The sequence below is a fragment of the Pseudomonas sp. LBUM1661 genome, assembly GCF_059695925.1.
The window spans coordinates 3,441,585-3,468,502 of the sequence record NZ_CP166794.1 but is presented as its reverse complement, the minus strand read 5'-3'; the positions used below and the strand labels follow the sequence as shown (position 1 = coordinate 3,468,502).

The 26,918-nt window shown below is 60.4% G+C and carries 21 protein-coding genes and 2 pseudogenes; 19 read left to right on the top strand and 4 right to left on the bottom strand.

Going from position 1 to position 26,918, the window contains the following annotated elements; all coding sequences use genetic code 11:
• Positions 1–2: 2 nt before the first annotated feature.
• Complete coding sequence (locus tag ACA057_RS15790; protein ID WP_497340228.1) at positions 3–314, bottom strand: YciI family protein; 312 nt, start codon at positions 312–314, stop codon at positions 3–5.
• Between the two features lie 3 nt (positions 315–317).
• Positions 318–860: pseudogene (locus ACA057_RS15785) on the bottom strand (dioxygenase family protein); the annotation flags it as partial.
• 133 nt (positions 861–993) lie between these two features.
• Here ACA057_RS15785 and ACA057_RS15780 point away from each other — a divergent pair.
• On the top strand, positions 994–3,372 hold the full coding sequence (locus ACA057_RS15780) for a DUF3772 domain-containing protein (RefSeq protein WP_497340226.1): 2,379 nt from the start codon (positions 994–996) through the stop codon (positions 3,370–3,372).
• An 823-nt stretch (positions 3,373–4,195) separates the two neighbouring features.
• Here the strand turns inward: ACA057_RS15780 and ACA057_RS15775 are convergent.
• A complete protein-coding gene (locus tag ACA057_RS15775; protein ID WP_497340224.1) occupies positions 4,196–5,104 on the bottom strand; it encodes a helix-turn-helix domain-containing protein in 909 nt (302 codons plus the stop codon).
• A gap of 161 nt (positions 5,105–5,265) precedes the next feature.
• Here ACA057_RS15775 and ACA057_RS15770 point away from each other — a divergent pair, with 161 nt between their 5' ends.
• The 10 genes from ACA057_RS15770 to ACA057_RS15725 all read left to right on the top strand — a co-directional run bounded on the left by ACA057_RS15770 (position 5,266) and on the right by ACA057_RS15725 (position 16,769).
• On the top strand, positions 5,266–6,624 hold the full coding sequence (locus ACA057_RS15770; protein ID WP_497340222.1) for a glutamine synthetase family protein: 1,359 nt from the start codon (positions 5,266–5,268) through the stop codon (positions 6,622–6,624).
• 180 nt (positions 6,625–6,804) lie between these two features.
• Entirely contained in the window at positions 6,805–7,893 is a 1,089-nt protein-coding gene (locus ACA057_RS15765) for a polyamine ABC transporter substrate-binding protein (RefSeq protein ID WP_497340220.1), read from the top strand.
• Positions 7,890–9,191 carry an NAD(P)/FAD-dependent oxidoreductase gene (locus ACA057_RS15760; RefSeq protein ID WP_497340218.1) on the top strand — a complete coding sequence of 434 codons (1,302 nt, stop codon included), beginning with the start codon at positions 7,890–7,892 and terminating at the stop codon, positions 9,189–9,191. Before ACA057_RS15765 ends, ACA057_RS15760 begins: the two co-directional genes overlap by 4 nt.
• Positions 9,192–9,427: 236 nt before the next feature.
• A complete protein-coding gene (locus ACA057_RS15755) occupies positions 9,428–10,024 on the top strand; it encodes a paraquat-inducible protein A (RefSeq protein ID WP_401352289.1) in 597 nt (198 codons plus the stop codon).
• Positions 10,021–10,677 (top strand): paraquat-inducible protein A, encoded by a 657-nt coding sequence (locus ACA057_RS15750; protein WP_497340216.1) that lies wholly within the window; start codon positions 10,021–10,023, stop codon positions 10,675–10,677. The genes ACA057_RS15755 and ACA057_RS15750 overlap by 4 nt, the downstream gene beginning before the upstream one ends.
• Positions 10,658–12,313 (top strand): PqiB family protein, encoded by a 1,656-nt coding sequence (locus tag ACA057_RS15745; protein WP_497340214.1) that lies wholly within the window; start codon positions 10,658–10,660, stop codon positions 12,311–12,313. Before ACA057_RS15750 ends, ACA057_RS15745 begins: the two co-directional genes overlap by 20 nt.
• Positions 12,314–12,330: 17 nt before the next feature.
• Positions 12,331–12,888 (top strand): PqiC family protein, encoded by a 558-nt coding sequence (locus tag ACA057_RS15740; RefSeq protein ID WP_497340212.1) that lies wholly within the window; start codon positions 12,331–12,333, stop codon positions 12,886–12,888.
• A 198-nt stretch (positions 12,889–13,086) separates the two neighbouring features.
• On the top strand, positions 13,087–14,100 hold the full coding sequence (locus tag ACA057_RS15735) for an iron ABC transporter substrate-binding protein (RefSeq protein WP_497340210.1): 1,014 nt from the start codon (positions 13,087–13,089) through the stop codon (positions 14,098–14,100).
• A 3-nt stretch (positions 14,101–14,103) separates the two neighbouring features.
• Complete coding sequence (locus ACA057_RS15730) at positions 14,104–15,702, top strand: ABC transporter permease (protein WP_497340208.1); 1,599 nt, start codon at positions 14,104–14,106, stop codon at positions 15,700–15,702.
• Complete coding sequence (locus ACA057_RS15725; protein WP_497340206.1) at positions 15,699–16,769, top strand: ABC transporter ATP-binding protein; 1,071 nt, start codon at positions 15,699–15,701, stop codon at positions 16,767–16,769. The genes ACA057_RS15730 and ACA057_RS15725 overlap by 4 nt, the downstream gene beginning before the upstream one ends.
• 9 nt (positions 16,770–16,778) lie before the next feature.
• On the opposite strand, the gene ACA057_RS15720 is transcribed toward ACA057_RS15725, so the two are convergent.
• Positions 16,779–17,717: a site-specific integrase gene (locus ACA057_RS15720; RefSeq protein WP_497340204.1), complete on the bottom strand. Its 939-nt coding sequence runs from the start codon at positions 17,715–17,717 to the stop codon at positions 16,779–16,781.
• Between the two features lie 353 nt (positions 17,718–18,070).
• Between ACA057_RS15720 and arnB the strand changes: the two genes are divergently transcribed.
• The 8 genes and pseudogenes from arnB to ACA057_RS15680 all read left to right on the top strand — a co-directional run.
• Positions 18,071–19,219: a UDP-4-amino-4-deoxy-L-arabinose aminotransferase gene (arnB, locus tag ACA057_RS15715; RefSeq protein ID WP_497340202.1), complete on the top strand. Its 1,149-nt coding sequence runs from the start codon at positions 18,071–18,073 to the stop codon at positions 19,217–19,219.
• Positions 19,216–20,235: an undecaprenyl-phosphate 4-deoxy-4-formamido-L-arabinose transferase gene (arnC, locus tag ACA057_RS15710; RefSeq protein WP_497340200.1), complete on the top strand. Its 1,020-nt coding sequence runs from the start codon at positions 19,216–19,218 to the stop codon at positions 20,233–20,235. Before arnB ends, arnC begins: the two co-directional genes overlap by 4 nt.
• Positions 20,232–22,223 (top strand): bifunctional UDP-4-amino-4-deoxy-L-arabinose formyltransferase/UDP-glucuronic acid oxidase ArnA, encoded by a 1,992-nt coding sequence (arnA, locus tag ACA057_RS15705; RefSeq protein ID WP_497340198.1) that lies wholly within the window; start codon positions 20,232–20,234, stop codon positions 22,221–22,223. Before arnC ends, arnA begins: the two co-directional genes overlap by 4 nt.
• Positions 22,223–23,107 (top strand): 4-deoxy-4-formamido-L-arabinose-phosphoundecaprenol deformylase, encoded by an 885-nt coding sequence (gene arnD, locus ACA057_RS15700; RefSeq protein WP_497340196.1) that lies wholly within the window; start codon positions 22,223–22,225, stop codon positions 23,105–23,107. The genes arnA and arnD overlap by 1 nt, the downstream gene beginning before the upstream one ends.
• Positions 23,104–24,753, top strand: coding sequence for a lipid IV(A) 4-amino-4-deoxy-L-arabinosyltransferase (arnT, locus tag ACA057_RS15695; RefSeq protein WP_497340194.1), 1,650 nt, complete (start codon positions 23,104–23,106; stop codon positions 24,751–24,753). Before arnD ends, arnT begins: the two co-directional genes overlap by 4 nt.
• Positions 24,750–25,094 carry a 4-amino-4-deoxy-L-arabinose-phosphoundecaprenol flippase subunit ArnE gene (gene arnE / locus ACA057_RS15690; RefSeq protein ID WP_497340192.1) on the top strand — a complete coding sequence of 115 codons (345 nt, stop codon included), beginning with the start codon at positions 24,750–24,752 and terminating at the stop codon, positions 25,092–25,094. Before arnT ends, arnE begins: the two co-directional genes overlap by 4 nt.
• Positions 25,091–25,492 (top strand): 4-amino-4-deoxy-L-arabinose-phosphoundecaprenol flippase subunit ArnF, encoded by a 402-nt coding sequence (gene arnF / locus ACA057_RS15685; protein ID WP_497340190.1) that lies wholly within the window; start codon positions 25,091–25,093, stop codon positions 25,490–25,492. Before arnE ends, arnF begins: the two co-directional genes overlap by 4 nt.
• Positions 25,489–26,879 (top strand): annotated as a pseudogene (locus ACA057_RS15680) (UDP-glucose dehydrogenase family protein); the annotation flags it as partial. The gene arnF and the pseudogene ACA057_RS15680, both read left to right, overlap by 4 nt.
• Positions 26,880–26,918 lie beyond the last annotated feature (39 nt).

The window sequence follows — 26,918 nt, the reverse complement described above, 5'->3', positions numbered from 1 at the left end:
GGTCAGCCACGCAATTCCGGGTTGCCAAGGCTCCAGTGCCAAGGGCGGATCTGGATGCTGGCAAACAGCCCGGCCTGAACATACGGGTCGTCTTGGATAAATGCTTCCACCTCCGGCAGGCTACCCGCCTCAATCACCAGCAACGTGCCATTCATCGCCGCGCCCTCATGATCAAGGGTCGGACCGCCGAGGCGGACGATCACCCGATGCGTTTCGGTCCCGCGCAAGTGGGCTTGATGACTAGGTCGCAGACGCTGACGCAAGGCCAGCGAGTCCGGGTGGTCTGTAGCGAATACCGCAAAAAACTGTCCCATGATTCATTCGGTTTCCATGACGAATTCGTAACACGCACGCTTGAACGGCAGGTCGATACCCAGGTCGGCGGACAGATCATCGTGGGTGATCCGGTCTTCATAGATCACCTGCAACGACTGTTTGACGCCGAACACCGCATCGGACGCCAGGTACGGATCATCGTGATTGAACAGGTGCGTGACCAATTTGCGATAACCCGGCACGTCGATCATGAAATGCAGGTGCGCCGGCCGCCACGGGTGACGGTTGGCGGCATTGAGCATGCGCCCGACCGGGCCATCAGTGGGGATCGGGTAGCACACCGGGACGATCGTGCGAATCGCAAAATAGCCGTTGGCATCGGTGCGATAGCGGCCGCGCAGATTGCCGAACGGTTGTTCGGTGTCCTGGCCGGAATACATGCCGTTTTCGGCGGTTTGCCAGACGTCCAGCACCGCGCCGGCCAGCGGTTCGCCGTGGGTATCGACCACCCGTCCGCGCACCAGCGCCGTTTCGCCCGCCGTGAAGGCCATGTTTTCGCCGAACGCACGCTCCGGCATGCCTTCCTTCGCGAGCAAGCCCGCTCCCACAGTTGATTGCCGGTGAAGCGGGCATTTGTGGTGTGCGTGTCGGAAGTATTTTTCGCGCCTGCACACGCCATGGCCTAACCTGAATGGCTAAAGCCGCCGGGGCATACTTATGCGTCCTGCACTGAAATTACTCATGTTCATCGTGTTTGCGCTGTTGGCGGCGAACATCGGCGTGCTGTCGGCAGATGAACCGGCGAATACTTCAGAAGCCAGCACCATCACCACTGTGTCAAAGGGCGATCTGGAAACCCTGCAACTCAGGCTGGACAACCTTAAACAACAGGTGTCGTTGAGCAGTAACTACACGCAGTTGGTGGGTTTTCAGGACAGTGTTCAATTACTCCTCAGTGATACGAGCAAACTGGAGGCCGTGTTACTGCCCGAACAGGCGCAATTGCAAGCGCAGCTCAATGTGCTCGGGACGACCTCCGCGACCAGCCTGGCCATGGAAAAGGCCGATCTGGTGAAACAGCGCACCTACCTGACCGAACAAAAAGACAAGGTGGACGACGATCTCCAGATACTGCAGGCCATCAAACTCGGCGCAGCCAACCTCATCACGCAGATCGCCAGCATTCGCCGCACTCAACTGGAGACCGAGCTGGTCCAGCGCACCACCAGCCTGCTCAATCCTCGATTCTGGTTACCGCTGTTTTCTCCCATAGAAGAGGATAAAAACCGCCTGCGTTTTTTTAGCGACCAGTTCGACAGTGTCGTCGAGCCTGCCTGGCAACCCGGCGAGCGCGGTATCACGGTCATGTTGCTATTGCTGGCCCTGGCCTTCTGGTCGTTGGGGCGCAGGCTGGCTGAGCGCGGGCTGACCTGGATCTGCATCCACCACGTACCGGAAGGTCGTTTGCGCAGAAGCTCGTTGGCGATAGCGACGGTACTCGCCACCCTGTTGAGCGCTGGCTGTGCCATCCAACTGATCTTAATGGCTGCCACTCGGCTGAATCCACTGACGCAGCCGCTGCAAGGCTATTTCGAGGACATCGAGAAGCTCGCCTACACCTGCGCCATGATTACCGGCCTGAGTCGGGCCCTGCTGTCCAGGCGCAATCCCTCCTGGCGCCTGCCGGGGATCGCCGATGAAGTGGCGCTTGCGATGAGCCCCTATCCGGCCATGCTGGCCGGGTCGCTGCTGGTGCTGGTGTCGCTCGCGCAGATCCCCAATGCAATGGGCATGAGTTCGCAGGCGGTGATCTTCTGCCGGGGCATCGTCGCTCTGGTCGTTGCCCTGATTTTGGGGGCACTGTTGCTGCGCACCAATAAGACCCGCCGAGCGATGGTGATTGCCGGGGAAGCGCCGGAGGCCGGTACGACGCTGGCAGGCCTGATTTATTCCGGCATCAGCATTGGCGTATTGATTTCGCTGTTTGGCCTGTTGGTCGGTTACGTCTCCCTCGCCAGATTCATCACCTATGAAATCGTCTGGCTGTATATCGTGATTTCCAGTTTCTATTTGCTGACGCAGCTGTTCAGGGACTTGTGCGACTACCTGTTTTCGCCCAAAAATCCCAGTGGTAAGGCCATCAAACAATTGCTCGGTATCGGTGATGTAAGGCTTGAACAAATCGAAGTGGTCTTGTCGGGTCTCGGCCGAGCGACCTTGATCCTGATTGCGGTGATTACAACGTTTGTGGGGGGTGTTGGATCGACGTTCGGGCAGTTGACGGATCGGGTTACAGCGATACTCGGCGGCGATGGCCTGCGCAAGCTGAACATCATCCCGGAGAACCTGCTGAATGCGGTGCTGGCGCTGTTGATCGGCATCTACTTGATTCGATCCCTGCGCCGCTGGCTGGACAATGAGTTCCTGCCCAAAACCGATATGGACCCTGGCATGGGTGCGTCGCTGAGCACTTTGTTCAGCAACATCGGCTATGCGCTGGTGATTCTGCTGACGCTGTCTTCATTGGGCGTCAAGTGGACCAACCTGGCCTGGATTGTCAGCGCGTTGTCGGTGGGGATCGGCTTCGGTTTGCAGGAGATCGTCAAGAATTTCGTCTCCGGGTTGATCCTGCTCACCGAGCGCCCGGTGAAGGTCGGCGATCTGATCAGCATTAGCGGAGTCGAGGGTGATATCCGGAGGATTAACGTGCGGGCGACCGAGATTCAGCTCAGTGACCGCTCGATTGTGATCGTGCCTAACTCGCAGCTGATTTCACAAAATTTGCGCAACGTGACGATGGGCGGCAGTGCTCAAGGGGTGGCGATTCTTGAACTGGTGTTCCCGCTGGACATCGATCCCGAGCAGGTCAAGAACCTGTTGTATGAGACGTATTTTGAGCATGAAACCATTCTTGACCACCCTGCTCCCTCTGTGCGTTTCAGCAAGCTGACGCCGGAAGGGATTACGCTGACGATTACCGGGTACGTTAGCAGCCCGAGGATTGTGGCCAGTACCAAGAGTGACTTGTTGTTTGAGATTCTCAAGCGATTGGGGGCGGCGGGTATTGAGTTGGCGAAACCGGTGCCGGCGGTTTGAATGGGATGTGAGTACATATCCGTTTCTGCGGTAACGGCGGCTTATGGTTTCGCTCTTACAGCGAGTCCCTTTTTCAAACGCCAAAAAGGAACCAAAAGGCTTTGCCCCTCCATTCGGTGCCTCGCCTAGGCTCGGCATGCCCTCACTCCGGCATTGCTCCGGGGGCCCGCCGCCATCGGCCATCCATGGCCGGGGGCGGCTACCGCGGCATCCTTGCCGCGGTGCCCCCTACGCAACGCCTGCGTTCGGCCTCTGGGAAAGGGGCAACAGATCAAGATCAAAAGCCGAAGCAACGGCAACGGCAACGGCAAGATCAATAGCAGCGCGAGCAAACCAGTCCGCACATGATCGTTCCCACGCTCCGCGTGGGAATGCCGCCGGGGACGCTCCGCGTCCCGCTGTCGACGCATGACCTGAGCCCTGCGCACGGGTGACGCGGAGCGTCACGGGATGCAGACCAGAGCGTGGGAACGATCAGGTCACGGGTCACGGGGAGTGTGTGCGCAGAAATCAGGCCGGCCTGCAGGCCGCCGTGCTTTTGATTTTGACGCACCGCCCCTCGTAAGGCCGAGTGGAGGTTCTGCGCAGTGGGCAACCCGGCATGGATGCCGGGTTAGCCGCCCCCGGCCATGGATGGCCGATGGCGGCGGGCCCACGGAGCAGGACCGGAGCGAGGGCATGCCGAGCCTTAGCGAGGCACCGAACGAAAGGGCAGAAGCGCTTTGGTTACTTTCGCGCTTTTCGAAAGTGACTCGCTGTAAGAGCGAAACCAATATCAGCCGTCACCGAAGAAACGGATATACACCCAGCAGCTCCAGCCCAATCAGCCCCGCCCCACACGCTTCAACGTCTCACTCGGCAACTCCTTGAACAACGCCCGATAGCTGCTGGAAAACCGTCCCAGATGCCAGAACGACCAACGCATCGCCACCTCCGCCACCGTGGTTTCCATTGCCGAACGACTGAGCAACTCACGGTGCGCGCTGTTGAGCCGACGCAAGCGCAGCCAATGGGTTGGCGTCATGCCGGTATAGGCCTTGAACGCATGCTGCAACTGCCGCAATGAAACCCCGGCAATTTGTGAAAGCTCCAACAAGTTCAGGGTTTCTTCCGGCGCATCCGCCGCCCACTCACCGATGCGTTTCATCACCGCGCGTTCTTCGGCCCGGCGCTGCAAACCGCCGCGATCAAGACACACACAGGCGTTATCGAGGATGTACAAACAGTCCTCCAGCAACTGCTGGGTCAACGCCTCTTTGCTCGGCGGATCAAGCGTCTGCGTCAGCCGGGTCAGCGTCCCGCTCAACCAGCGACTGAACAGCGCGTTCTGCCCCGAATTCAGCGGCGCCATGAACAACCCTTCAAGCCGCGCGACATTCAACCCATGGCGCTGAACAAACTCCGGACCAAACACCACGGCGATTTCCTGGTAGTTCTCCGGGGTGATCCAGATGTTGCGGCTTTCTTCATTCAACACGTACAGCGCGTTGTCGCTGCGATCGAAACAGAACGCCAGCGAACCCTCGGGCGCGCTGAAATTCTGCTCGACCCGCGTGTTCATCTGCTCCTCGTAAATCTCCACGCCTTGCAGGTCCAGATAGCGCACCCGCCCGGCGAAATGCCCCGGTGACATCTGCTGATAATGCTGCACCCACCCCGGTGTGGCGCGGATTTGTTCGGCCACATCGGCGGTGTTGAACGCTTGGACTTGCAACGAGTTACAGGTTGTCATGGGAGACCTTGCGCACTCTTTTGGTGCGCTTTGTGCTGCTTAAAGTGGATAGATGGAACCGCAAGGCTCGCCCAAGATAGTCGTCAACGCGCTACAGGGGAAGTGTCCGAAAGATGAAATCGGCTTCTCCTGGCGTTAATAAAACCAATAACGAGGTCTTTATGAATGCCCCTTTCGATCAGCTGCTGACGTGGCTGAAAGATCACAAGATTACCGAAGTCGAGTGCGTCGTCAGTGACCTGACCGGCATTGCGCGCGGCAAAATTGCACCCACCAACAAGTTCCTGCATGAGCGAGGCATGCGCCTGCCGGAAAGTGTGCTTTTGCAAACGGTAACCGGGGACTTTGTCGACGACGACATCTACTACGACCTGCTCGACCCGGCCGATATCGACATGGTCTGCAAACCGGTGTCCGACGCGGTCTACGTGATTCCATGGGCCATCGAGCCGACGGCCATCGTGATTCACGACACCTTCGACAAGTTCGGCAACCCCATCGAACTGTCGCCGCGCAACGTGCTGAAAAAAGTCCTGCAGCTGTACACCGACAAAGGCTGGAGGCCGATTGTCGCGCCGGAAATGGAGTTTTACCTGACCCAGCGCTGCGAAGACCCGGACTTGCCGTTGAAGGCGCCGATGGGCCGTTCGGGCCGCGCGGAAAGTGGTCGTCAGTCGTTTTCCATCGACGCCGCCAACGAGTTCGATCCGCTGTTCGAAGACGTCTACGACTGGTGCGAATTGCAGGGCCTGGACCTCGACACGCTGATCCACGAAGACGGCCCGGCGCAGATGGAAATCAACTTCCGTCACGGCGACGCGCTGGACCTGGCGGACCAGATCACCGTGTTCAAACGCACGATGCGTGAGGCGGCGCTCAAGCACAACGTCGCGGCGACGTTCATGGCCAAGCCGATTGGCGATGAGCCCGGCAGCGCCATGCACATTCACCAGAGCGTGGTGGACATCGCCACCGGCCAGCCGATCTTCGCCAATGCCGACGGCACTATGAGTGAGCTGTTCCTGCACCATATCGGCGGCTTGCAAAAGTACATCCCGAAAGTGCTGCCGATGTTTGCACCCAACGTCAATTCGTTCCGCCGCTTCCTGCCGGACACCTCGGCGCCGGTGAACGTCGAATGGGGCGAAGAAAACCGTACCGTCGGCTTGCGTGTGCCGACCTCAAGCCCGGACGCGATGCGCGTGGAAAACCGTTTGCCGGGAGCGGATGCCAACCCGTATCTGGCCATCGCTGCGAGCTTGTTGTGCGGATATCTGGGGATGGTCGAGGGCGTCGAACCGAGCGCGGCGGTGCAAGGTCGGGCCTATGAGCGCCGTAACCTGCGCCTGCCGATCACCATCGAGGACGCGCTGACGCAGATGGAAGAGTGCGACACCGTTTCGCGTTATCTGGGCAGCAAATTCGTTCGCGGTTATGTCGCGGTCAAGCGCGCCGAGCACGAGAACTTCAAGCGTGTGATCAGCTCCTGGGAGCGTGAGTTCCTGCTGCTGAGTGTCTAAAAGCCTCGCTCCCCATGGCATCACACATCCCCTGTGGGAGCGGGCTTGCCCGCGAAGAGGCCGGCACATTCAACACCTCGGTGACTGACCGGCCGCCATCGCGGGCAAGCCCGCTCCCACAGGGATAGAGAACACCAAAGAAACGCCTGGAAAAACCCAATAATTCCAAGAGGTATCGATATGCGTCTATTGAAATCCATGGTCCCGGTCGCGCTGGCCGTTTTGTTCAGCGCCGTGGCACAGGCTCAGCCACAGGTCAGTGTCTACAACTGGACCGATTACATCGGCGAGACCACCCTCGTCGACTTCCAGGCAAAAACCGGGATCAAAGTGATCTACGACGTGTTCGACTCCAACGAAACCCTGGAGGGCAAATTGCTCGCCGGCCGTACCGGGTATGACGTGGTGGTGCCGTCCAACCACTTCCTCGCCCGCCAGGTGAAAGCCGGTGCGTTCCTCAAACTGGATCGTTCGCAACTGCCGAACTTCTCCAACCTCGACCCGAAACTGCTGGCGCTGCTGGAGAAAAACGATCCGCAAAACGCGCACTCGGTGCCTTACCTGTGGGGCACCAACGGTATTGGCTACAACGTCGACAAGGTCAAGCAAGTGCTCGGCATCGATCACATCGACTCCTGGGCGGTGCTGTTCGAACCGGAGAACATCAAGAAGCTCAGCCAGTGCGGCGTGTCGATGATGGACTCGGCCGACGAAGTGTTCCCGGCGATCCTCAATTACATGGGCATGGACCCACGCAGCGAAAACCCGGAAGACTTCAAGAAAGCCGAAGCCAAGCTGTTGAGCATTCGGCCGTACATCACGTATTTCCACTCCTCCAAGTACGTCTCGGACCTGGCCAACGGCGACATCTGCGTGGCCTTCGGTTATTCGGGCGACGTGTTCCAGGCGGCGAACCGGGCCAAGGAAGCGAAGAACGGCGTGAACATCGCGTACGCCATTCCCAAGGAAGGCAGTAATTTGTGGTTCGACTTGCTGGCTATTCCCGCCGACGCCGGCAATCCGAAAGAAGCCCACGCCTTCATCAATTACCTGCTCGACCCGCAAGTGATTGCCAAGGTCAGTGCCTCGGTCGGTTACGCCAACCCGAACCCGGCCGCCAAGCAATACATGGACGCCGAACTGGTGAACAACCCTGAGGTTTACCCGCCTCAGGCAGTCCTCGACAAGCTCTACATTTCGACCACCCCGCCCCAGCCGATCATGCGTCTGATGACCCGTTCCTGGAGCAAAGTGAAGTCCAACAAATGAATCAGTCCAGCAATGAACACACCCAGTCCTATTACGCCGCGTCGGCCAATGGAATGGCGCCCTACCCCGCACTGACGTCGGACCTTGAGGCCGATGTCTGCGTGATCGGCGGTGGTTTCACCGGCGTTAACACGGCGATCGAACTGGCTCAGCGCGGGCTCAAGGTGATCTTGCTGGAGGCCCGGCGGATTGGCTGGGGCGCCAGCGGACGCAACGGTGGCCAGCTGATTCGCGGTATCGGGCATGACGTTAGCGGTTTCGCCCGGCATGTCGGTGAAGAAGGCGTGCGCTATCTCGAGCGTGCCGGGATCGAGTCGGTGGCGCTGGTGGGTGACCGCATCCGTGAGCACGGCATCGATTGCGACCTGCGCTGGGGCTTCTGCGAACTGGCCAATACCAAGGCGCAGTTCGCGGCACTCAAGACCGAACAGGAAGGCCTTTCCGAGTCAGGTTATTCCCACGAAACCCGGCTGGTCGGCCCAGAGCAGATCCGTGAGCAGGTTGTGAACTCCGGCGTGTATGCCGGTGGTTTGATCGATAGGGGGTCGGGTCACTTGCACCCGCTCAATCTGGTCCTCGGCGAAGCGCGGCTGGCGCAATCACTTGGGGTGCAGATCTTCGAGCAGAGCCCGGTGCTGGAATTGATCCATGGCAGCACCGCGCAGGTTCGTTGTGCCGGTGGCACGGTGCGCGCCGGCAGTCTGGTGCTGGCCTGCAATGCGCACCTGGAAGAACTTGAACCGCACTTGAGCGGCAAGGTGCTGCCAGCGGGCAGTTACATCATTGCCACCGAACCCCTGGCGCCGGACGTAGCTGCGCAACTGATCCCGCACAACCTGGCGCTGTGCGACCAGAAAGTCGGCCTGGATTACTACCGGCTCTCGGCGGACCGGCGCTTGCTGTTCGGCGGTGCCTGCCACTATTCGGGACGTGATCCGGCGGACATTACGGCGTATATGCGCCCGCAAATGCTCAAGGTGTTCCCGCAGTTGGCGAATGTGCGCATCGACTATCAATGGGGCGGCAAGATCGGCATCTCGGCCAATCGCTTCCCGCAGGTCGGGCGCTTGAACCAGCATCCGAACGTGTTCTATGCGCAGGGCTATTCCGGCCATGGCCTGAACGTCACCCACTGGTGCGCAAAGTTGTTGGGCGAGGCGATCCATGCCGGGCACAGCCGGGGGTTTGATGTGTTCAGCGCGGTGCCGCACATGACCTTCCCCGGCGGCCCGCTGCTGCGTTCGCCACTGCTGGCACTTGGGATGTTCTGGTATCGCTTGCGCGAGATTCTGGGTTGATCAGGAAGCCTTTGGTTGCCTGATCGGTCGCCTTCGCGAGCAAGCCCGCTCCCACACTGGCTCTTCAGCGAACACAATGTTTGTGAACGACTGAGATCCAGTGTGGGAGCGGGCTTGCTCGCGAAGAACGATAACGTGGTCGATCAGTCGTTTGCGCCTTTCGATTTGCTCAATCGCGAGGCACTTCTATATTGAGGGAGTGCTCATCACTTTCTGCCTCCCGTCGAGCTTGGCCTATGGCAACGACTGACCAGCTGATCATCTGCGAGCACTGCGACTGCGTGTATGAAAAAGTCACGCTCGCCAAACATCAGAAAACCCTGTGTACGCGCTGCGGCGGCGTGCTTCAGCGCTATAACGGTCTGACGGTGCAACAGCGCCTGGCGTTGAGCTTTACCGCGTTGGTGCTGTGGATTTTCACCAATTTCTACCCGGTCATGAGCATCAGCCTCAAAGGCCTGAAAAACAGCGCCACGCTCTGGGATTCGGTATTGGCCCTCAGCCACGGCCCCATCACATTCATTGCAATGGTGGCGGCGATCGCAATGATCATCGCGCCGATTTTCCAGCTGGTGCTGCTGATCTGGGTCTTGAGCTTCGCCCTCGCGGATCAACGCTCCCCCGGTTTCAAGTTCTGCATGCGCTGGCTGGAAACCCTCCGGCCCTGGAGCATGCTGGAGGTGTGCCTGCTGGGCGCCATGGTCGCGGTGATCAAACTCGCCGGGTTGCTGGATGTGTTGCCCGGCATCGGTCTGTTTGCCCTGGCGATTCTCAGCCTGATGATGATCCGTATCGCCGGGCGCGACGTCCGTGACCTGTGGGACATCCTATGAACAGGCCTCCGGTGGCGAGCGAACTCAACCTGTGCCTGTGTCACAGCTGCGGGCTGGCCTGCGACATGACCCATGAGCCCCATGAGTGCGAACGCTGCGGTGCGCCGCTGCATCGGTACAAAACCAACTCGCTCGCCCGGACCTGGGCCTACATGTTCACCGCCCTGGCGTTTTACGTCCCGGCCAATCTGCTACCGGTAATGAACACCCAGATGGTCGGCAACGGTGCAGACAGCACGATCATGAGCGGTGTGCTGGAGTTCTGGCAGCACGGCGCCTGGGACATCGCCCTGATCATTTTTATCGCCAGCATCGCGGTACCGGGCATCAAGTTCGTCGCCCTGACGCTGTTGCTGATTACTGTTCAGCGCGGCAGTCATTGGGCGCGCAAGGAGCGGTCAAAAATGTACCGTTTCGTCGAGCTCATCGGTTACTGGTCAATGCTCGATGTGATCGTGGTGGCCCTGGTCGCCGCCCTGGTGAAGTTTCAAGCCCTGGCCGATATCGAACCGCGCCCGGGCATTCTGTTCTTTGGCCTGGTGGTGGTGTTCACCATGTTGTCGGCGATGAGTTTCGACCCGCGCCTGATCTGGCAAAAAGAGCAGGACAACCCACAAAACGAGGAGGTCATGGATGAAGTCGAAAGCCACTGACGGGCCGCAAGCGCCCGGCCAGGCACCTGTAAAGACCCGTCGTTTCAGCGTTTCGCTGGTATGGATCGTGCCAATCGTCGCGGTGCTGGTAGGGATCTCGCTGGTGGTGCACAGCATCCTGCAGGAAGGCCCGACCATCACCATCACCTTCAAGACCGGTAGCGGCTTGACCGCCAACAAAACCGAAGTCAAATACCGCAACGTGGTGATCGGGCAAGTCACCGATGTCGAGCTGAGCAACGACCAGAAAAGTGTCAACGCCACTGTCAAACTGGCCAAGCAGGCCGAAAGCTTTACCCGCGAAGACTCGCAGTTCTGGGTGGTGCGCCCGCGCATTGGCGCGGGCGGGGTATCGGGCATCGATACCCTGCTGTCCGGGGACTACATTGGCGCCGATATCGGCCAGTCCAATGCCCGATCGAAAAACTTCACCGGCCTGGAAAACCCGCCACCGATTACCTATGGCGAGCCGGGCAAGCGCTTCATGCTGCACACCGAAGACCTCGGCTCACTGGACATCGGCTCGCCCGTTTACTACCGCAAGATTCCTGTTGGCCAAGTGGTGGCCTATGCCCTGGATGCCGAAGGCAAAGGGGTGAACATCGAAGTCTTCATTCACGCGCCCAACGATGCCTACGTCACTAAAAACACCCGGTTCTGGAACGCCAGCGGCATTGACGTGAATGTTGGCGCCAACGGGTTTTCGGTAAAAACCGAGTCACTGTCCTCTATCCTGGTCGGCGGCATTGCCTTCCGGGCGCCAGAATACAGCCCCAACGATCAGCTGGCGGGGGAGGAAAAAACCTTCGAACTGTTCGAAGACCAGCAAACCGCCCTCGCCCCACCCAACGGCAAGGGGCAATACCTGGCGTTGCGTTTCGATCAAGCCTTGCGCGGACTCAAGGTCGGTGCACCGGTGGAATTCCTCGGCGTCGAGTTCGGCAAAGTCGTGGCAGTCAATCTGGATTTCGACGCGAAAAAACGCAGCTTCCCGATCAATGTCGGCATCGTGATCTACCCGCAGCGGCTCGGCCAGGCCCATATCAAAATGCTCGAGGCCTTGAAGCATGACCCCAATGACGAAGCCGCAGGCGTTCGGCTGATGGGCACCTTCATCGAGAACGGTCTGCGGGCCCAGGCCCGTAGCGGCAATCTGCTGACCGGCCAGCTCTACATTGCCCTCGATTTCTACCCCAAGGCAGACAAAGTCGTGTTCGATCCGAGCGCCCGCCCGGTGATGATTCCGACCGTTCCTGGCAGCCTCGAACAATTGCAGGAAAAACTCGAGGCCATGATCAACAAGATCAACAACCTGCCCGTGGAACGCATCGCCAGCAACCTCGACGGCAACCTCGTCGAACTGCGCAAAGGCCTGACCCAATTCAACGCCAAGACCCTGCCCGGCGTGCAATCCACCCTGGCGGACGTCAGCAAAACCCTGAATTCGGCCAGTTCGACGCTCGCCGAGGATTCACCGCAACGTGAGCAGTTGACCCAGACCCTGGACGAACTCGGACGCATGTCGCGCTCGTTGCGTGAGCTGTCGGATTACCTGGGACGGCATCCGGAATCGCTGATCCGTGGTCGCCCCAACAACGCCGCGCCAATGGATCTGCAAGCGCCACCGCGCAACTGACCACAGGAGCAACACACATGGCTTTTTCGTACAAGATCACCTTGGTCGCTGCGCTGTTGCTGCTCACCGCTTGCCGCAGTGATCCGATTCAGTTTCACACGTTGATCCCGACCCAACTGGCCGGCCACTCAAGGGCCGGCGTGGAGGATATCCAGATCGAAAGCCTCAGCGTGCCACCGCAGGTCGACCGTCCGCAGATTGTCGTTCGCCAAGGCAGCAGTGGCCTGGCGATCCTGGAAACCCAATGGTGGGCCGCGAGTCTGGTGGATGAGCTGCGCAGCGCCCTGGTGGAGCAACTGGTCAACAGCAACCCCCGGCGCAAAGTGTCGGTACGCCTGGATGTACAACGTTTCGACTCGATTCCGGGCCAATACGGCTTGATCGACGTCAAATGGCGCCTGCGCGACCTCGGGCAAACCGATGTTTCTCTGGTGACGTGCCGCAGCACGTTGCAGACGCCTTCCGGCCCGTCGATCGATGAGTTGGTGGCGGCTCAACAAACCAACGTCAAGCGCCTCGCGGCACTGATCAGTAAAGCCGCCAGCGGATCCCAACAAGGCTGCCCATCAACCTGAACCCGAATCCTTGTGCCGAACGCACACCGGATGCATTTCTGATGAAATTTTGACGTTTTTTTCTCAACTCAAGCTCTAAATTCGCCGCGCCTTAAACATGCAAATGATTCGTATTGATCTACACTGATCGACGACCCTTTCCGTCGATTCCGTCGAGTCTGTGCGCACGATTCTAAAAAAAACAGGAGCTGCCAACGCATGAATCCCCGTCCCCCTTCTTTCCTGAAAAAAGCACTGCTGGTCACCGCTCTGCTGAGCGCCGGCCACGTGTACGCAGCCGAGGCTGTTGGCATCGTGGTTTACAACGCGCAGCACGAAAGCCTGACCAAATCCTGGGCCGAGGGTTTCACCCAGGAAACCGGTATTCCGGTCACGCTGCGCAACGGTGATGACACCGAAATGGGCAACCAGATCGTGCAAGAAGGCGCTGCCTCCCCGGCTGACGTGTTCCTTACCGAAAACTCCCCGGCCATGGTGTTGGTCGACAACGCCGGGCTGTTTGCCCCGGTGGCCCCGACCACCCTGGAACAGGTGGGTGAAGCGTATCGTCCGGCCCATGGCAAATGGGTGGGGATCGCCGCGCGCTCCACGGTGTTTGTCTACAACCCGAGCAAACTGCCTGAAGCCCAATTGCCGAAGTCGCTGATGGACCTCGCCGGCCCGAACTGGAAAGGCCGCTGGGGCGCTTCGCCGGCCGGTGCCGACTTCCAGGCCATCGTCGCCGCGGTGCTGGCACTCAAGGGTGAAGCCGCCACGCTCGAATGGTTGAAAGGAATGAAAACCAACTTTACCGCCTATCGCGGCAACAGCGCCGTGCTCAAGGCGGTCAATGCCGGGCAGATCGACAGCGGTGTGATTTATCACTATTACAGTTTTGGCGATCAGGCCAAGACCGGTGAAAACAGCAAGAACACCGCCCTGCACTACTTCAAGCACAAGGATCCGGGTGCGTTTGTCAGTGTCTCGGGGGGCGGCGTCCTGGCGTCCAGCAAACACAAGGAACAAGCCCAGGCGTTCCTGAAATGGATCACCGGCAAAGACGGCCAGGCCATTCTCAAGACCGGTAAATCGTTTGAATACGCCGTGGGCAAGAACGCTGAATCCAACCCCAAACTGGTGCCTTTGCAGCAACTCGACGCGCCAACCGTCGACGCCTCAAAACTCGACAGTAAAAAAGCCGTGGATCTGATGACTCAGGCCGGACTGCTCTAATTGATGCCTGAAACCCTGCCGGCGGGTGTCGCTGAGGCGATACCCGCGAATTTGCGCCGACGCTCACGCGGTCTCCTTGCGGGCCGCGGTGGCGCGTGGGTGATTGGTTTGTCGGTGCTGGTGTCAATGTTGGCGCTGCTGCCGATTGCCTTCGTCATTGGCGTGTCTTTTGAGACGGGTTGGGCAACCCTGGTGCCGCTGGTATTTCGGCCTCGGGTCGGTGAGTTGTTGATCAACACCGTGTTGCTGGTGGTGATCACGATTCCCTTGTGCGTCACCCTCGGCGTGGCGCTGGCATGGCTGACTGAGCGCACCGATTTGCCCGGGCGACGCTGGTGGTCGTTGCTGGCGACCGCGCCATTGGCGGTGCCGGCCTTCGTCCACAGCTATGCCTGGGTCAGTCTGGTGCCACCGATTCATGGATTGTTTGCCGGGGTGCTGGTCTCAGTCATTGCCTACTTCCCGTTCCTTTACCTGCCGGTGGCGGCAACCCTGCGTCGGCTCGATCCGGCGATCGAAGACGTCGCCGAATCCCTGGGACTCAAGCCCTGGGCGGTATTTTTTCGCGTGGTACTGCCGCAATTGCGCCTGGCGATCTGCGGCGGCGCCTTGCTGGTGGGTCTGCATTTGCTGGCGGAATACGGCCTGTACGCGATGATCCGCTTCGACACCTTCACCACGGCGATCTTCGATCAGTTCAAATCCACCTTCAACGGGCCTGCGGCCAACATGCTGGCCGGTGTGCTCGCATTGTGCTGCCTGGTAATGCTGACGATTGAGTCGGCGGCTCGCGGCAACGCGCGTTACGCCCGGATCGGCTCCGGCAGTGCCCGGGACCAGCGGGTCGTGCACCTGAAGTCCGGGGCAACCGCCCTGGCGCTGGCCCTGCAAATCATCACCTGTGCACTGGCGCTCGGTGTGCCGTTGATGACCCTGGGCAAGTGGCTGATCGCCGGTGGCACCCAAGTCTGGCAAATGAGCGACCTGCTGCCGGCCCTGCAACAGACCCTGCAGTTCGGTGCCGCAGGTGCCGTGCTCACCACCTGCGCGGCCATCCCGATTGCCTGGCTGTCGATTCGCTCGCCGGGTCGTCTGCAACGGCTGCTGGAAAGCTGCAACTACATCACCAGCTCGTTGCCGGGAATTGTCGTGGCCCTGGCCTTGGTGACGATCACCATCCATTTTGCCCGGCCGATTTACCAGACCACGGTCACGGTGCTGCTGGCGTACCTGCTGATGTTCTTGCCCCGCGCCCTGGTGAGTTTGCGGGCCGGTATCGCCCAGGCACCGGTGGAGCTGGAAAACATCGCCCGCAGCCTCGGCCGCTCCCCTGTTCGGGCGTTGTGGCTGATCACCCTGCGCCTGGCTGCGCCCGGTGCCGCCGCCGGCGCCGCATTGGTATTTCTGGCGATCACCAATGAATTGACCGCCACGTTGCTCCTCGCGCCAAACGGCACCCGGACCCTGGCCACCGGGTTCTGGGCCCTGACCAGCGAAATCGATTACGCCGCCGCCGCGCCTTACGCCCTGCTGATGATTTTGCTGTCGCTTCCGTTGACCGGAATTCTCTACCACCAATCCAAACGAACGGCTGGCCGATGAACACTCTCGAACTGCACTCGATCTACAAGGCCTACGGTTCTCAGCGGGCCTTGGATAACATCAGCCTGTCGGTGCCCACCGGCAGCCGCACGGTGATCGTCGGCCCTTCGGGCTCCGGCAAGACCACCTTGCTGCGGATGATCGCCGGCTTCGAATTTCCCGATTCAGGCCGCCTGACGCTCAACGGTCAGACACTGGTCGACAGCACCCACGAGGTGCCGGCGCATCAGCGCTTGATTGGCTACGTGCCCCAGGACGGCGCCCTCTTCCCGCACATGACCGTGGCCGCCAATATTGGCTTCGGACTGTCGACCAAGGGCCTGGAAAAACAGGAGCGGATCGCTGAGCTGATGGACAGCGTGGCGCTGGATTCGAACATGGCCGAGCGCTGGCCCCACGAACTGTCTGGCGGCCAACAACAGCGCGTGGCGCTGGCGCGAGCCTTGGCGCAACAACCGCGATTGATGCTGCTGGACGAACCGTTTTCGGCACTCGATACCGGCCTGCGCGCCGCCATGCGCAAATTGGTCGCGCGGCTGCTGGCCGACGCGGGCGTCACCACCATTCTGGTCACCCATGACCAGAGCGAGGCGTTGTCGTTCGCTGATCAGCTGGCAGTGATGCGTCAAGGCCGGCTGGTGCAATCCGGCCATCCGTTGGACCTGTACCGCTATCCCGACGATGAGCAAACCGCACTGTTTCTCGGTGAAGCCGTGGTCATGCCCGCCAGAATCGAAGCGGGCTGGGCGCATTGCGACCTGGGGCGCATACCGGTCAACAACCACCGGAACAACCGCTCAGCGCAAATCATGCTGCGCCCCGAGCAACTTCAGGTGTGCAGCCCGATCACCGGCGAGGCCCATTCACAAGGGTGCAGAGGCGTGGTGACGGACCGCGATTTCGGCGGCAATACCTGCACCTTGACCGTGGAACTGCAGTCGTTGGCGAATGAAGACCAACCGGGCCGCTCGCTGCTGGTGCGCAGCTCCGGCATGCACGCGCCACCGGCGGGTAGCGCGGTGCATGTCTCGACCATTGGCCATGCCCATGTCCTCAGCGAATCCTGACACCATGCGTCACAAATCGAAGCGGTCAACCGCCCGCCGCCGCTCGTTGTCATCGCGCACGTCGTAGTTGGCGGTCGTCTGGATATTGCTGTGGTGCGCGAGTTTCTGCGCGATCGACAAGTCGTGCTCTTCGATCACCCGAGTGATGAACGAGCGGCGGAAATCATGCGGCATGATTTTCACCCCGACCTGCGCGCCTCGCTGCCGGGCGATGTAGTAGATCGCATGCTTGGTAATGCGCTCGCGGGTGATGTGGCTGCCCCGGCGAATACGGTTGAACAGGAACGGATCGTCCGTTTCACCTTCCTTCAGTTGCGAACGCCGCAGTTCCAGCCAGTCGTTGAGCTTGTCGAAGGCCCAGGCTGGCGCGTACTTGATCAGTTGCTTGTTGCCCTTGGCGGTGACCCGTAGGCTGCGCTCGGTGAAATCGAGCTGGTTGAGGTCGAGGTTTACCGACTCCGATTTGCGCATCCCCGAGCCGTACAGAATCCCGATGATCGCCGCGTCCCGCAGGCCTTGTGGCCTTGGATCGGCGGCGCAGACGGCCATCAATTCCTGGATCAGCGTGCGCCGCAGGTTGCGCCCCTGGGATAACCGCGTGCCGGCAATGCCCTTGACCGAGCGCATTTTCAACAAGTGTTCCTGACTGATCAGGCTCATGCGCCACGCTTCGTTCATCACCCCGCGCACCGCGTTGACGTACAACGAAGACGTATTTGGCGCGTAACCGTCGGTGCGCAAGGTCGCCACTAACGCAATCACGTTGTCAGGCTGAAGTTCATGCCACGGGATGTCCTCGATGTTCATGTCTTCAAAGCCCAGACGGTCGGCGGCGTCCTGCAAAACATAGCGCATGGTGAGTTGACTGGATGGCGCAAGGCGCGCCAGGTACACGGTCAACGGATTGGTCTTTGAAGTCATTGAATCGGTAATGGGTAAGTCAATCAAACGAAACGGCCTTGAGTAGAAACAGTTCATTAACACAACTAAGGATTGAAACATTCTTCCTATAAAGCGGGACACTTCTGTAGGACTTTTCTTTTAAAAATTTCGATGAACGGCAGAAGTCTGAACAATGGCTTAATAACTTCCAGATAAACGATTTGCCCACCGGTTTTTCATGTTCCTTTTACAAAATCGGGCCTAACCTCTGATCAACCTGGTGAGCGCCGATCCGCTCCCAACCTGCCGGCCACGGCCGCAAAAGTCAATTGCGCTGTGTGCCGGCAAGTCACTAGACCTATCAATTCAAGCTTCTTTCGGCCTTTTGCTGAAGGACGGCTTACGCCCCGAGGTTCTCTATGAGTGAGGCTTTTCTACCGTTCTCCCGCCCCAGTATCGGCGATGAAGAAATTGCCGCCGTAGAGCAAGTTTTACGCTCTGGCTGGATCACTACCGGGCCGAAAAACCAGGAATTGGAAGAGCAATTCGCCCACTACGTCGGGTGCCGGCATGCCGTGGCTTTGTCCTCGGCCACGGGTGCCCTGCATATCGCGTTACTGGCGTTGGGAATCGGTCCGGGGGACGAAGTGATTACACCGTCCCAGACGTGGGTGTCCACCGCCAACATGATCTGCCTGTTGGGCGCCACACCGGTGTTCGTCGATGTCGACCGCGACACGCTGATGAGTGACCTGGCCAGCATCGAAGCCGCGATCACGCCGCGTACCCGCGCCATTATTCCGGTGCATTACGCCGGCGCCGCGTTCGATCTCGATCCGCTGTATGCGCTGGCCGACCGACACGGCATCCCCATCATCGAAGATGCCGCCCACGCAGCAGGCACCTTCTACAAAGGTCGTCATGTCGGCGCGAAAGGCACGGCGATCTTCTCGTTCCACGCGATCAAGAACATGACCTGCGCCGAAGGCGCGATGTTCGTCAGCGATGACGAAGCCCTGGCCTCGCGGGTGCGCATGCTCAAGTTTCATGGCCTCGGCGTCGATGCCTACGACCGCCTGACCCACGGCCGCAAACCCCAGGCCCAGGTCATGGAACCCGGCTTCAAGTACAACCTGGCCGACATCAATGCCGCCATCGCCCTGGTGCAGCTCAAGCGACTGGACGAGATCAACGCCACGCGCACCGAGCTGGCCCACGCCTACCTGCAACGCTTCGAAGGCTCGAAGGTGCAACCGCTGGCCATTCCGGCGTACCCGCAGCAGCACGCCTGGCATTTGTTCATCCTGCGCATCGATCCCGAGCGCTGCGGACTGGATCGTGAAGCGTTCATGAAAGCCCTGCTGGAGCAGAACATCGGCACCGGCATTCACTTCATCGCCACGCACCTGCACACCTACTACCGCCAACGTTTCCCCCACGTTCACCTGCCCAACACCGAATGGAATTCGGCGCGGCTGTGTTCGATCCCGTTGTTCCCCGACATGACCGGCGATGACGTCGACCGCGTCGTCGGCGCCATTGAAAACATTATGGACAGAAGCCTGTGAAACCTTATCCGATCCGTTGCGTGTCGATCGTCATCCCGGTCTACAACGAGCAAGACAGCCTGCCCGAGTTGCTCAGGCGCACCGAAGCAGCGTGCCAGCAGCTGCACCATGACTACGAAATCGTGCTGGTCGATGACGGCAGCCGCGACCAGTCGGCGCAGATCCTCGAAGACGCCGCCAGTCGTGAGTGCAGCCCGGTGGTGGCGGTCATTCTCAACCGCAACTACGGCCAGCACGCGGCAATCATGGCCGGTTTTGAGCAGTGCAAAGGCGACGTCATCATCACCCTCGACGCCGACCTGCAAAACCCACCGGAAGAAATTCCCCGGCTGGTGGCCCAGGCCGAACTTGGCTATGACGTGGTCGCCACCGTGCGCAACAACCGTCAGGACTCGGCCTTGCGCCGTTGGCCGTCGAAGCTGATCAACCTCGCGGTGCAGCGTTCCACTGGCGTCGCGATGAGCGACTACGGCTGCATGCTGCGCGCCTACCGCCGCAGCATTGTCGACGCCATGCTCGCCTGCCGCGAACGCAGCACCTTCATCCCGATCCTGGCCAACAGCTTCGCCCGGCACACCACGGAAATCCCGGTGACCCACGCCGAGCGCGAACACGGCGAATCGAAGTACAGCCCGATGCGCCTGGTCAACCTGATGTTTGACCTGATCACCTGCATGACCACCACGCCCTTGCGCTTGCTGAGCATCGTCGGCTTCGGCATGGCGGCGCTGGGCCTGCTGTTCGCCACGGCGCTGATCGTCTTGCGCCTGGCCTTCGGCGCGAGTTGGGCCGGGGACGGTACGTTTGTGCTGTTCGCGGTGTTGTTCGTTTTCACCGGCGGGCAATTCATCGGCATGGGTCTGCTGGGCGAATACCTGGGCCGCATGTACAGCGACGTGCGCGCCCGTCCCCGGTTCTTTGTCGAAAAGGTCCTGCGCAGCCAGCCCGCCACGCCTGTTCCCGTTGTCACCGTTGACGGCCTCACTTCCACTTCTTCAGATCAGGTTCTCTCATGAGCGCAACAGCTGTTGTTTTCGCCTACCACGATATCGGCTGTGCCGGCATCGAAACCCTGCTCAGTTCCGGTTATGACATCGCCGCGGTGTTCACCCACGCCGATGATCCGAAGGAGAACGCGTTCTATCGCTCCGTTGCGCAACTGTGTGCCAGCAAGGGCATCGCGGTGCATGCCCCGGAAGATGCCAACCACCCGCTGTGGATCGAGCGCATCAGCAAGCTCAACCCGGATTACCTGTTCTCGTTCTACTACCGCAACCTGTTGAGCGAGCCGCTGCTGGCCACCGCCCGTCGAGGCGCATTCAACCTGCACGGCTCGTTGTTGCCGCGCTACCGTGGTCGCGCGCCGGCCAACTGGGTGCTGGTCAACGGCGAAACCGAAACCGGCGTCACCCTGCACCGCATGGTCAAGCGTGCCGATACCGGCGCCATCCTCGCCCAGCAAAAAGTTGCCATCGACCGCAGCGACACGGCGTTGTCCCTGCACGGTAAATTGCGCATGGCGGCCACCGACTTGCTGCGCGACACCTTGCCAGCGTTGCTTGCCGGTAGAGTCAGTGCAACGCCTCAAGACGAGTCCAACGCCACGGTATTTGGTCGCCGCACCCCGGCCGACGGCAAACTGGCCTGGCAACGCCCCGCCGAAGCACTGTTCAACCTGGTACGCGCGGTGACCCAACCGTACCCGGGCGCATTCTGCGCGGTGGGCGAGCACAAGCTGATTGTCTGGAGCGCCGAAGTCGCCCAGGGCAACGAAGGCCAGGCGCCGGGACGGGTGATCAGTGTCGACCCGTTGCGTATTGCCTGCGGCGAGGATTCTTTGATCATCAACGCTGGCCAGCGTAACGACAACGGCTTGTACCTCAGCGGCCCGCAACTGGCCAAAGAGCTGGGACTGGTCGACGGTTCCGTGTTGCGGGGCGCCGAGTCCGGTGGCGCGCCGCGTCGTACCCGCGTGCTGATCCTCGGCGTCAACGGCTTCATCGGTAATCACTTGTCCGAGCGCTTGCTGCGTGACGACAAATACGAAGTCTATGGCCTCGACATCGGCTCGGACGCCATCGACCGCTTGCGCAGCCACCCGAATTTCCACTTCGTTGAAGGCGACATCAGCATTCACTCCGAGTGGATCGAATACCACGTCAAGAAGTGCGACGTGATTCTGCCGCTGGTGGCGATTGCCACGCCGATCGAGTACACCCGCAACCCGCTGCGCGTCTTCGAACTGGACTTCGAAGAGAACCTGAAACTGGTGCGCTACTGCGTCAAATACAACAAGCGCGTGATTTTCCCGTCGACCTCGGAAGTCTACGGCATGTGCCAGGACCACACCTTCGACGAAGACACCTCCAACCTTGTCGTCGGTCCGATCAACAAGCAACGCTGGATCTACTCGATCTCCAAGCAATTGCTCGACCGCGTGATCTGGGCCTACGGCCAGAAAGGCCTGAACTTCACCTTGTTTCGTCCCTTCAACTGGATGGGCCCACGCCTCGACCGCCTGGATTCGGCGCGAATCGGCAGCTCCCGGGCGATTACCCAACTGATCCTCAACCTGGTCGAAGGCACGCCGATTCGCCTGTTTGATGGCGGTGAGCAAAAACGCTGCTTCACTGACATTGCCGACGGCGTCGAAGCGCTGGCACGGATCATCGACAACGAGAACAACGCCTGCAATGGCCAGATCATCAACATCGGCAACCCGGACAACGAAGCCAGTATTCGCCAGTTGGGCGAAGCGTTGCTGCGTCAGTTCGAAGCGCACCCGTTGCGCAACAACTTCCCGCCGTTTGCCGGGTTCCGCGATGTCGAAAGCAAAGCGTTTTACGGCAGCGGCTACCAGGACGTGTCCCACCGCAAGCCAAGCATCGCCAACGCCAAGCGCCTGCTGGACTGGACGCCGACCGTGGACATGAGTGAAACCATCGGCAATACGCTGGACTTCTTCTTGCGTGAAGCCATGCTCGAAATGGCGGACAAGCGTTAATGCTGGCGGGTCTTCGAATCGATGTCGACACCTACCGAGGCACCCGTGAGGGGGTGCCGCGGTTGCTGGAAATCCTCGATGAAGCGCAGGTCAAGGCGACGTTTTTCTTCAGTGTCGGGCCGGACAACATGGGCCGTCATTTGTGGCGCCTGATCCGCCCGCAGTTCCTTTGGAAAATGCTCCGCTCCAACGCTGCTGGCCTGTACGGCTGGGACATCTTGCTGGCCGGCACCGCGTGGCCAGGCAAACCGATTGGCCGCGACCTCGGGCACTTGATGCGCCAAGCCCGGGCTGCCGGGCATGAAGTCGGCTTGCATGCCTGGGATCACCACGGCTGGCAAGCCAATGCCGGGCGCTGGAGCGATGCGCAGCTGATCGAACAGATCCGCCAGGGCGTCGACACGCTCAGCGACATTCTCGGGCAAACCGTCGAGTGTTCCGCCGCAGCCGGTTGGCGCGCCGACGAGCGCGTGATCGAGGCCAAGCAGGCGTTCGGCTTTCGCTACAACAGCGATTGTCGCGGCCGAAACCTGTTCCAGCCCGCATTGGCCAAGGGTGGATTGGGTACGCCGCAGATTCCGGTGGACCTGCCGACCTTCGATGAAGTAGTTGGCCCCAGCGTGGCGGCCAAGGACTTCAACGCTTTCATTCTCGAGCGCTTCAGCGCCGAAAAACTCAACGTCTACACGATCCATGCCGAAGTAGAAGGGATTCTGATGGCCAACGATTTTCGCCAACTGCTGGCCGATGCGCGCCGGCGAGGCATCTGCTTTCAACCCTTGGGCAATCTGCTGCCTGAGGCGCCCAACACCTTGCCGATCGGTCGTGTCGTGCGCGGCACGCTCGAAGGCCGTGAAGGCTGGCTGGGGGTGCAAGGCCTATGAGCAAACCCTGGGCATTGCCGTTATTGCTGGTCATGTGTGCGCTGGCGTACCTGTTGCCGTTGGCCAGTCATGGCTTGTGGATTCCCGACGAAACCCGCTACGCCCAGATCAGCCAGGACATGCTCCTGAGCGGCAACTGGGTGTCGCCGCATTTCATGAGCTTGCGCTATTTCGAAAAACCGGCGGCCGGCTACTGGATGATCGCCGCCAGCCAGGCACTCTTTGGCCAGAACCTGTTCGGCGTGCGGTTTGCCTCCGCCTTGAGTACCGGGCTGAGTGTGTTGCTGTGCTTCCTGATCGCTCGGCGGATGTGGAACGATCCGCGCAAGAGTTTTGCCTGCGCGCTGCTGTACATGAGTCTTACGGTCATCGCCGGCGCGGCGGGCTACGCCAACCTCGATCCGCCATTCACCTTCTGGGTCAACCTGAGCCTGGTGGCCTTGTGGTTTGCGCTGGACAGCGTCAGCCGTGGCCAGCGGCTGATCGGTTGGGCGGGATTGGGCGTCGCCTGTGGCATGGGATTCCTGACCAAGGGCTTTCTGGCCTGGCTGCTGCCGGTACTGATCGCCCTGCCCTGGATGCTTTGGCAAAAACGCTGGCGTGAGCTGCTGGTCTACGGGCCGCTGGCGATTGTCGTGGCCCTCTTCGTCAGCTTGCCGTGGGCCTTGGCGGTGCATGCGCAGGAGCCCGATTACTGGCGGTTCTTCTTCTGGCATGAACACATTCGGCGCTTCGCCGGGGACGATGCCCAGCATGACGCGCCGTGGTGGTTCTATCTGCCGTTGCTGGTCGCGTTCAGTCTGCCGTGGGTGGCGTTGTTGCCGCCGGCGTTGCGCCAGGCGTGGCAAACGCGTCGTCAGGCGAATATCGCTTTCCTGTTGTCGTGGCTGTTGATGCCGCTGCTGTTTTTCAGCCTCAGCAAAGGCAAATTGCCGAGCTACATCCTGCCGTGTCTGTTGCCCCTGGCGTTGCTGCTGGGCCATGCGCTGGCGGACCGTTTGCAGCGGGAGCAAGGTCGGGTATTGGGCCTCAATGGCCTGCTGAACCTGGTGCTGGGCTTGCTCACCCTCTTCGCACTGGTTTACCTGCAACTGAAAAAGCCGCTGTACAACCATGAACTGCACAACCTGGTGCTGGTGTTCATCGGCCTGATCGGCTGGATCATGGCCAACCTGCTGCAAGCCTTCAGGCCTCTGCAATGCTGGGCCGCACCGGCCTTTGGCAGCCTGTTGCTGATCGGCTTGCTGCCGGCCGGGCTGCCCGATTCGGTGGTCGCCAACAAAACGCCCGACGCCTTCATCCTCAAACACGCACATGAACTCGGCCAGACCGGCCAGTTGCTGAGCAACGACCTGGGCGCCGCTGCGGCCCTGGCCTGGCGCCTGCATCGTCCGAACGTGGCGTTGTACAACACGATAGGCGAACTGAAATATGGCCTGGCCTATCCTGACGGCGTGCAGCAGCGAGTCGACCCAAAACAGGTGCAACAGTGGATGCGCGAAGCCCGTCGCAACGGCTCCGTCGGCGTGCTGATGCGGATCAAGGGGAACGACGAGCTGCGCGAAGTCGAATGGCTGCCAAAGGATGGCAAGCGATATGAACAAGGCAATCTCGTGATTTTGATATTTCCGCAGGCTGAATCATGAGCCTGCTGCTGTTATTGACCGCCTGCGTGCTGACTTGCCTGGGTCAGATCGCCCAGAAGTACGCCGTGGAAAGCTGGCGTGGCCAGTTGTCGGGCTGGGGCGAGAAACTGCGTTCGCCGTGGTTGTGGCTGGCGCTCGCCTCCCTGGGGTTGGGTTTGCTGGTCTGGCTGCTGGTGTTGCAGCGCCTCCAAGTCGGCATCGCCTACCCGATGCTGAGCCTGAATTTCGTACTGATCACCCTCGTCGCCCGTTTCGTGTTCCACGAGACCATCGACCGCCGTCACTGGCTGGGCGTGGCGCTGGTGATCGGCGGCGTAGTGCTGTTGGGGCAACAAGCGTGAACCTGCGGCGCGGAATCACCTTCGCCCTGGTCAGCGTATTGCTGGTCAGCGCTGCGCAGTTGGCCATGCGCTGGAGCATGAGTCGCTTGCCGACGCCGGAACACTGGCTCAGCGCGCCGATTGATCTGTCTGCCGTGGCCGTGGTGCTGGCCGCCATCCTCGCCTATGCGCTGTCGATGCTTTGCTGGCTGCTCGCCCTGCGGGATGTGCCGCTGGGCCGGGCGTATTCGCTACTGAGCATCAGCTATGCGCTGGTGTACCTGCTGGCGGCCAGCCTGCCGCTGTTCAACGAAGCGTTCAGCCTTTCCAAAAGCCTTGGCGTGGCCCTGGTCATCCTCGGCGTCATCACCATTAACTCTCGACCTGCCCGCGCGCCCGAACTCAGGAGTGCCTCATGAAAATCAGTGTATTTGGTAGCGGTTACGTTGGCCTGGTGCAGGCCGCCGTCCTGGCTGAAGTCGGCCACGACGTGGTCTGCATGGACATTGACGAGAAAAAAGTCGAGTTGCTGCAACAAGGCCACGTGAGCATTTTCGAACCGGGGCTGGCCAGCCTGGTGCGCGAAAGCCTGGAAGCCAAGCGGCTGCAATTCACCACCGACGAGAAGTTTGCGGTGCAACACGGGCAAGTGCTGTTCATCGCCGTGGGAACCCCGTCCCGGGACGATGGCTCGGCCGACTTGCGCTACGTGCTGTCGGTGGGCGAAGCCGTCGCCCGTCATCGTGAACAACCGGTGATTCTGGTGGAAAAATCCACCGTGCCCGTGGGCACTGGCGACACTTTGCGCGCGCACATCGACAAGTGCCTGATCAAGGTCGGCCGGCTGTTGCAGTTCGATATCGTCTCCAACCCGGAGTTTTTGAAAGAAGGCTCGGCCGTGGCTGATTGCCGGCGTCCGGACCGGATCGTCATCGGCTGTGAAAGCGATGAAGTGCGTGAGGTAATGCGCGACCTCTACGCGCCCTTCAACCGCAACCATGACCGGATCATGTTCATGGACCTGCGCAGCGCCGAGCTGACCAAGTACGCCGCCAATTGCATGCTGGCGACCAAGATCAGCTTCATCAACCAGATCGCCGAACTGGCCGAACACCTCGGCGCCGACATCGAATCGGTGCGCCTGGGCATCGGCGCCGACTCGCGCATCGGTTACCACTTCATCTATCCGGGCTGCGGGTATGGCGGCTCGTGTTTCCCCAAGGACATGCGTGCGCTGATCCACAGTGCCGAAGAGGCCCACTGTTCCAGCGATCTGCTGCAAGCGGTGGAAGCCATCAACCAGCGGCAAAAACACAAACTGTTCGAACGCATCAACGCGTTCTACAAGGGCGATTTGCGCGGCAGGACCTTTGCTGTGTGGGGCCTGGCGTTCAAACCGAACACCGACGACATGCGCGATGCGCCGAGCCGGGTGTTGCTGGAATCATTGTGGGCGGCCGGGGCCAATGTGCGGGCATTCGATCCGGAGGCCATGCAGGAAACCCAGCAGTTGTACCCGGACGAATCGAAACTGATGCTCATGGGCACCCCGGAGTCAGTCCTGGCGGGCGCCGATGCGTTGATCATCTGCACCGAGTGGCAGCAGTTCAAGGCACCTGATTTCGACCTGATCCAGCAGCGGCTCAACGCGCCGGTGATCTTCGACGGACGTAACCTGTATGACGCCGAGCGTCTGGCCCGCAGTGGTTTCCTGTACTTCCCGATGGGTCGCGGTGAATCGTGCAAGCTGCCGATTCCTCATCAGCAATGGCCGGTGGCTCAGGTCGTCGCTTGAGCATCCAGTCATCCTGTGTCCGCCGGCACTCCGTAGGCGTTGGGCTGCTG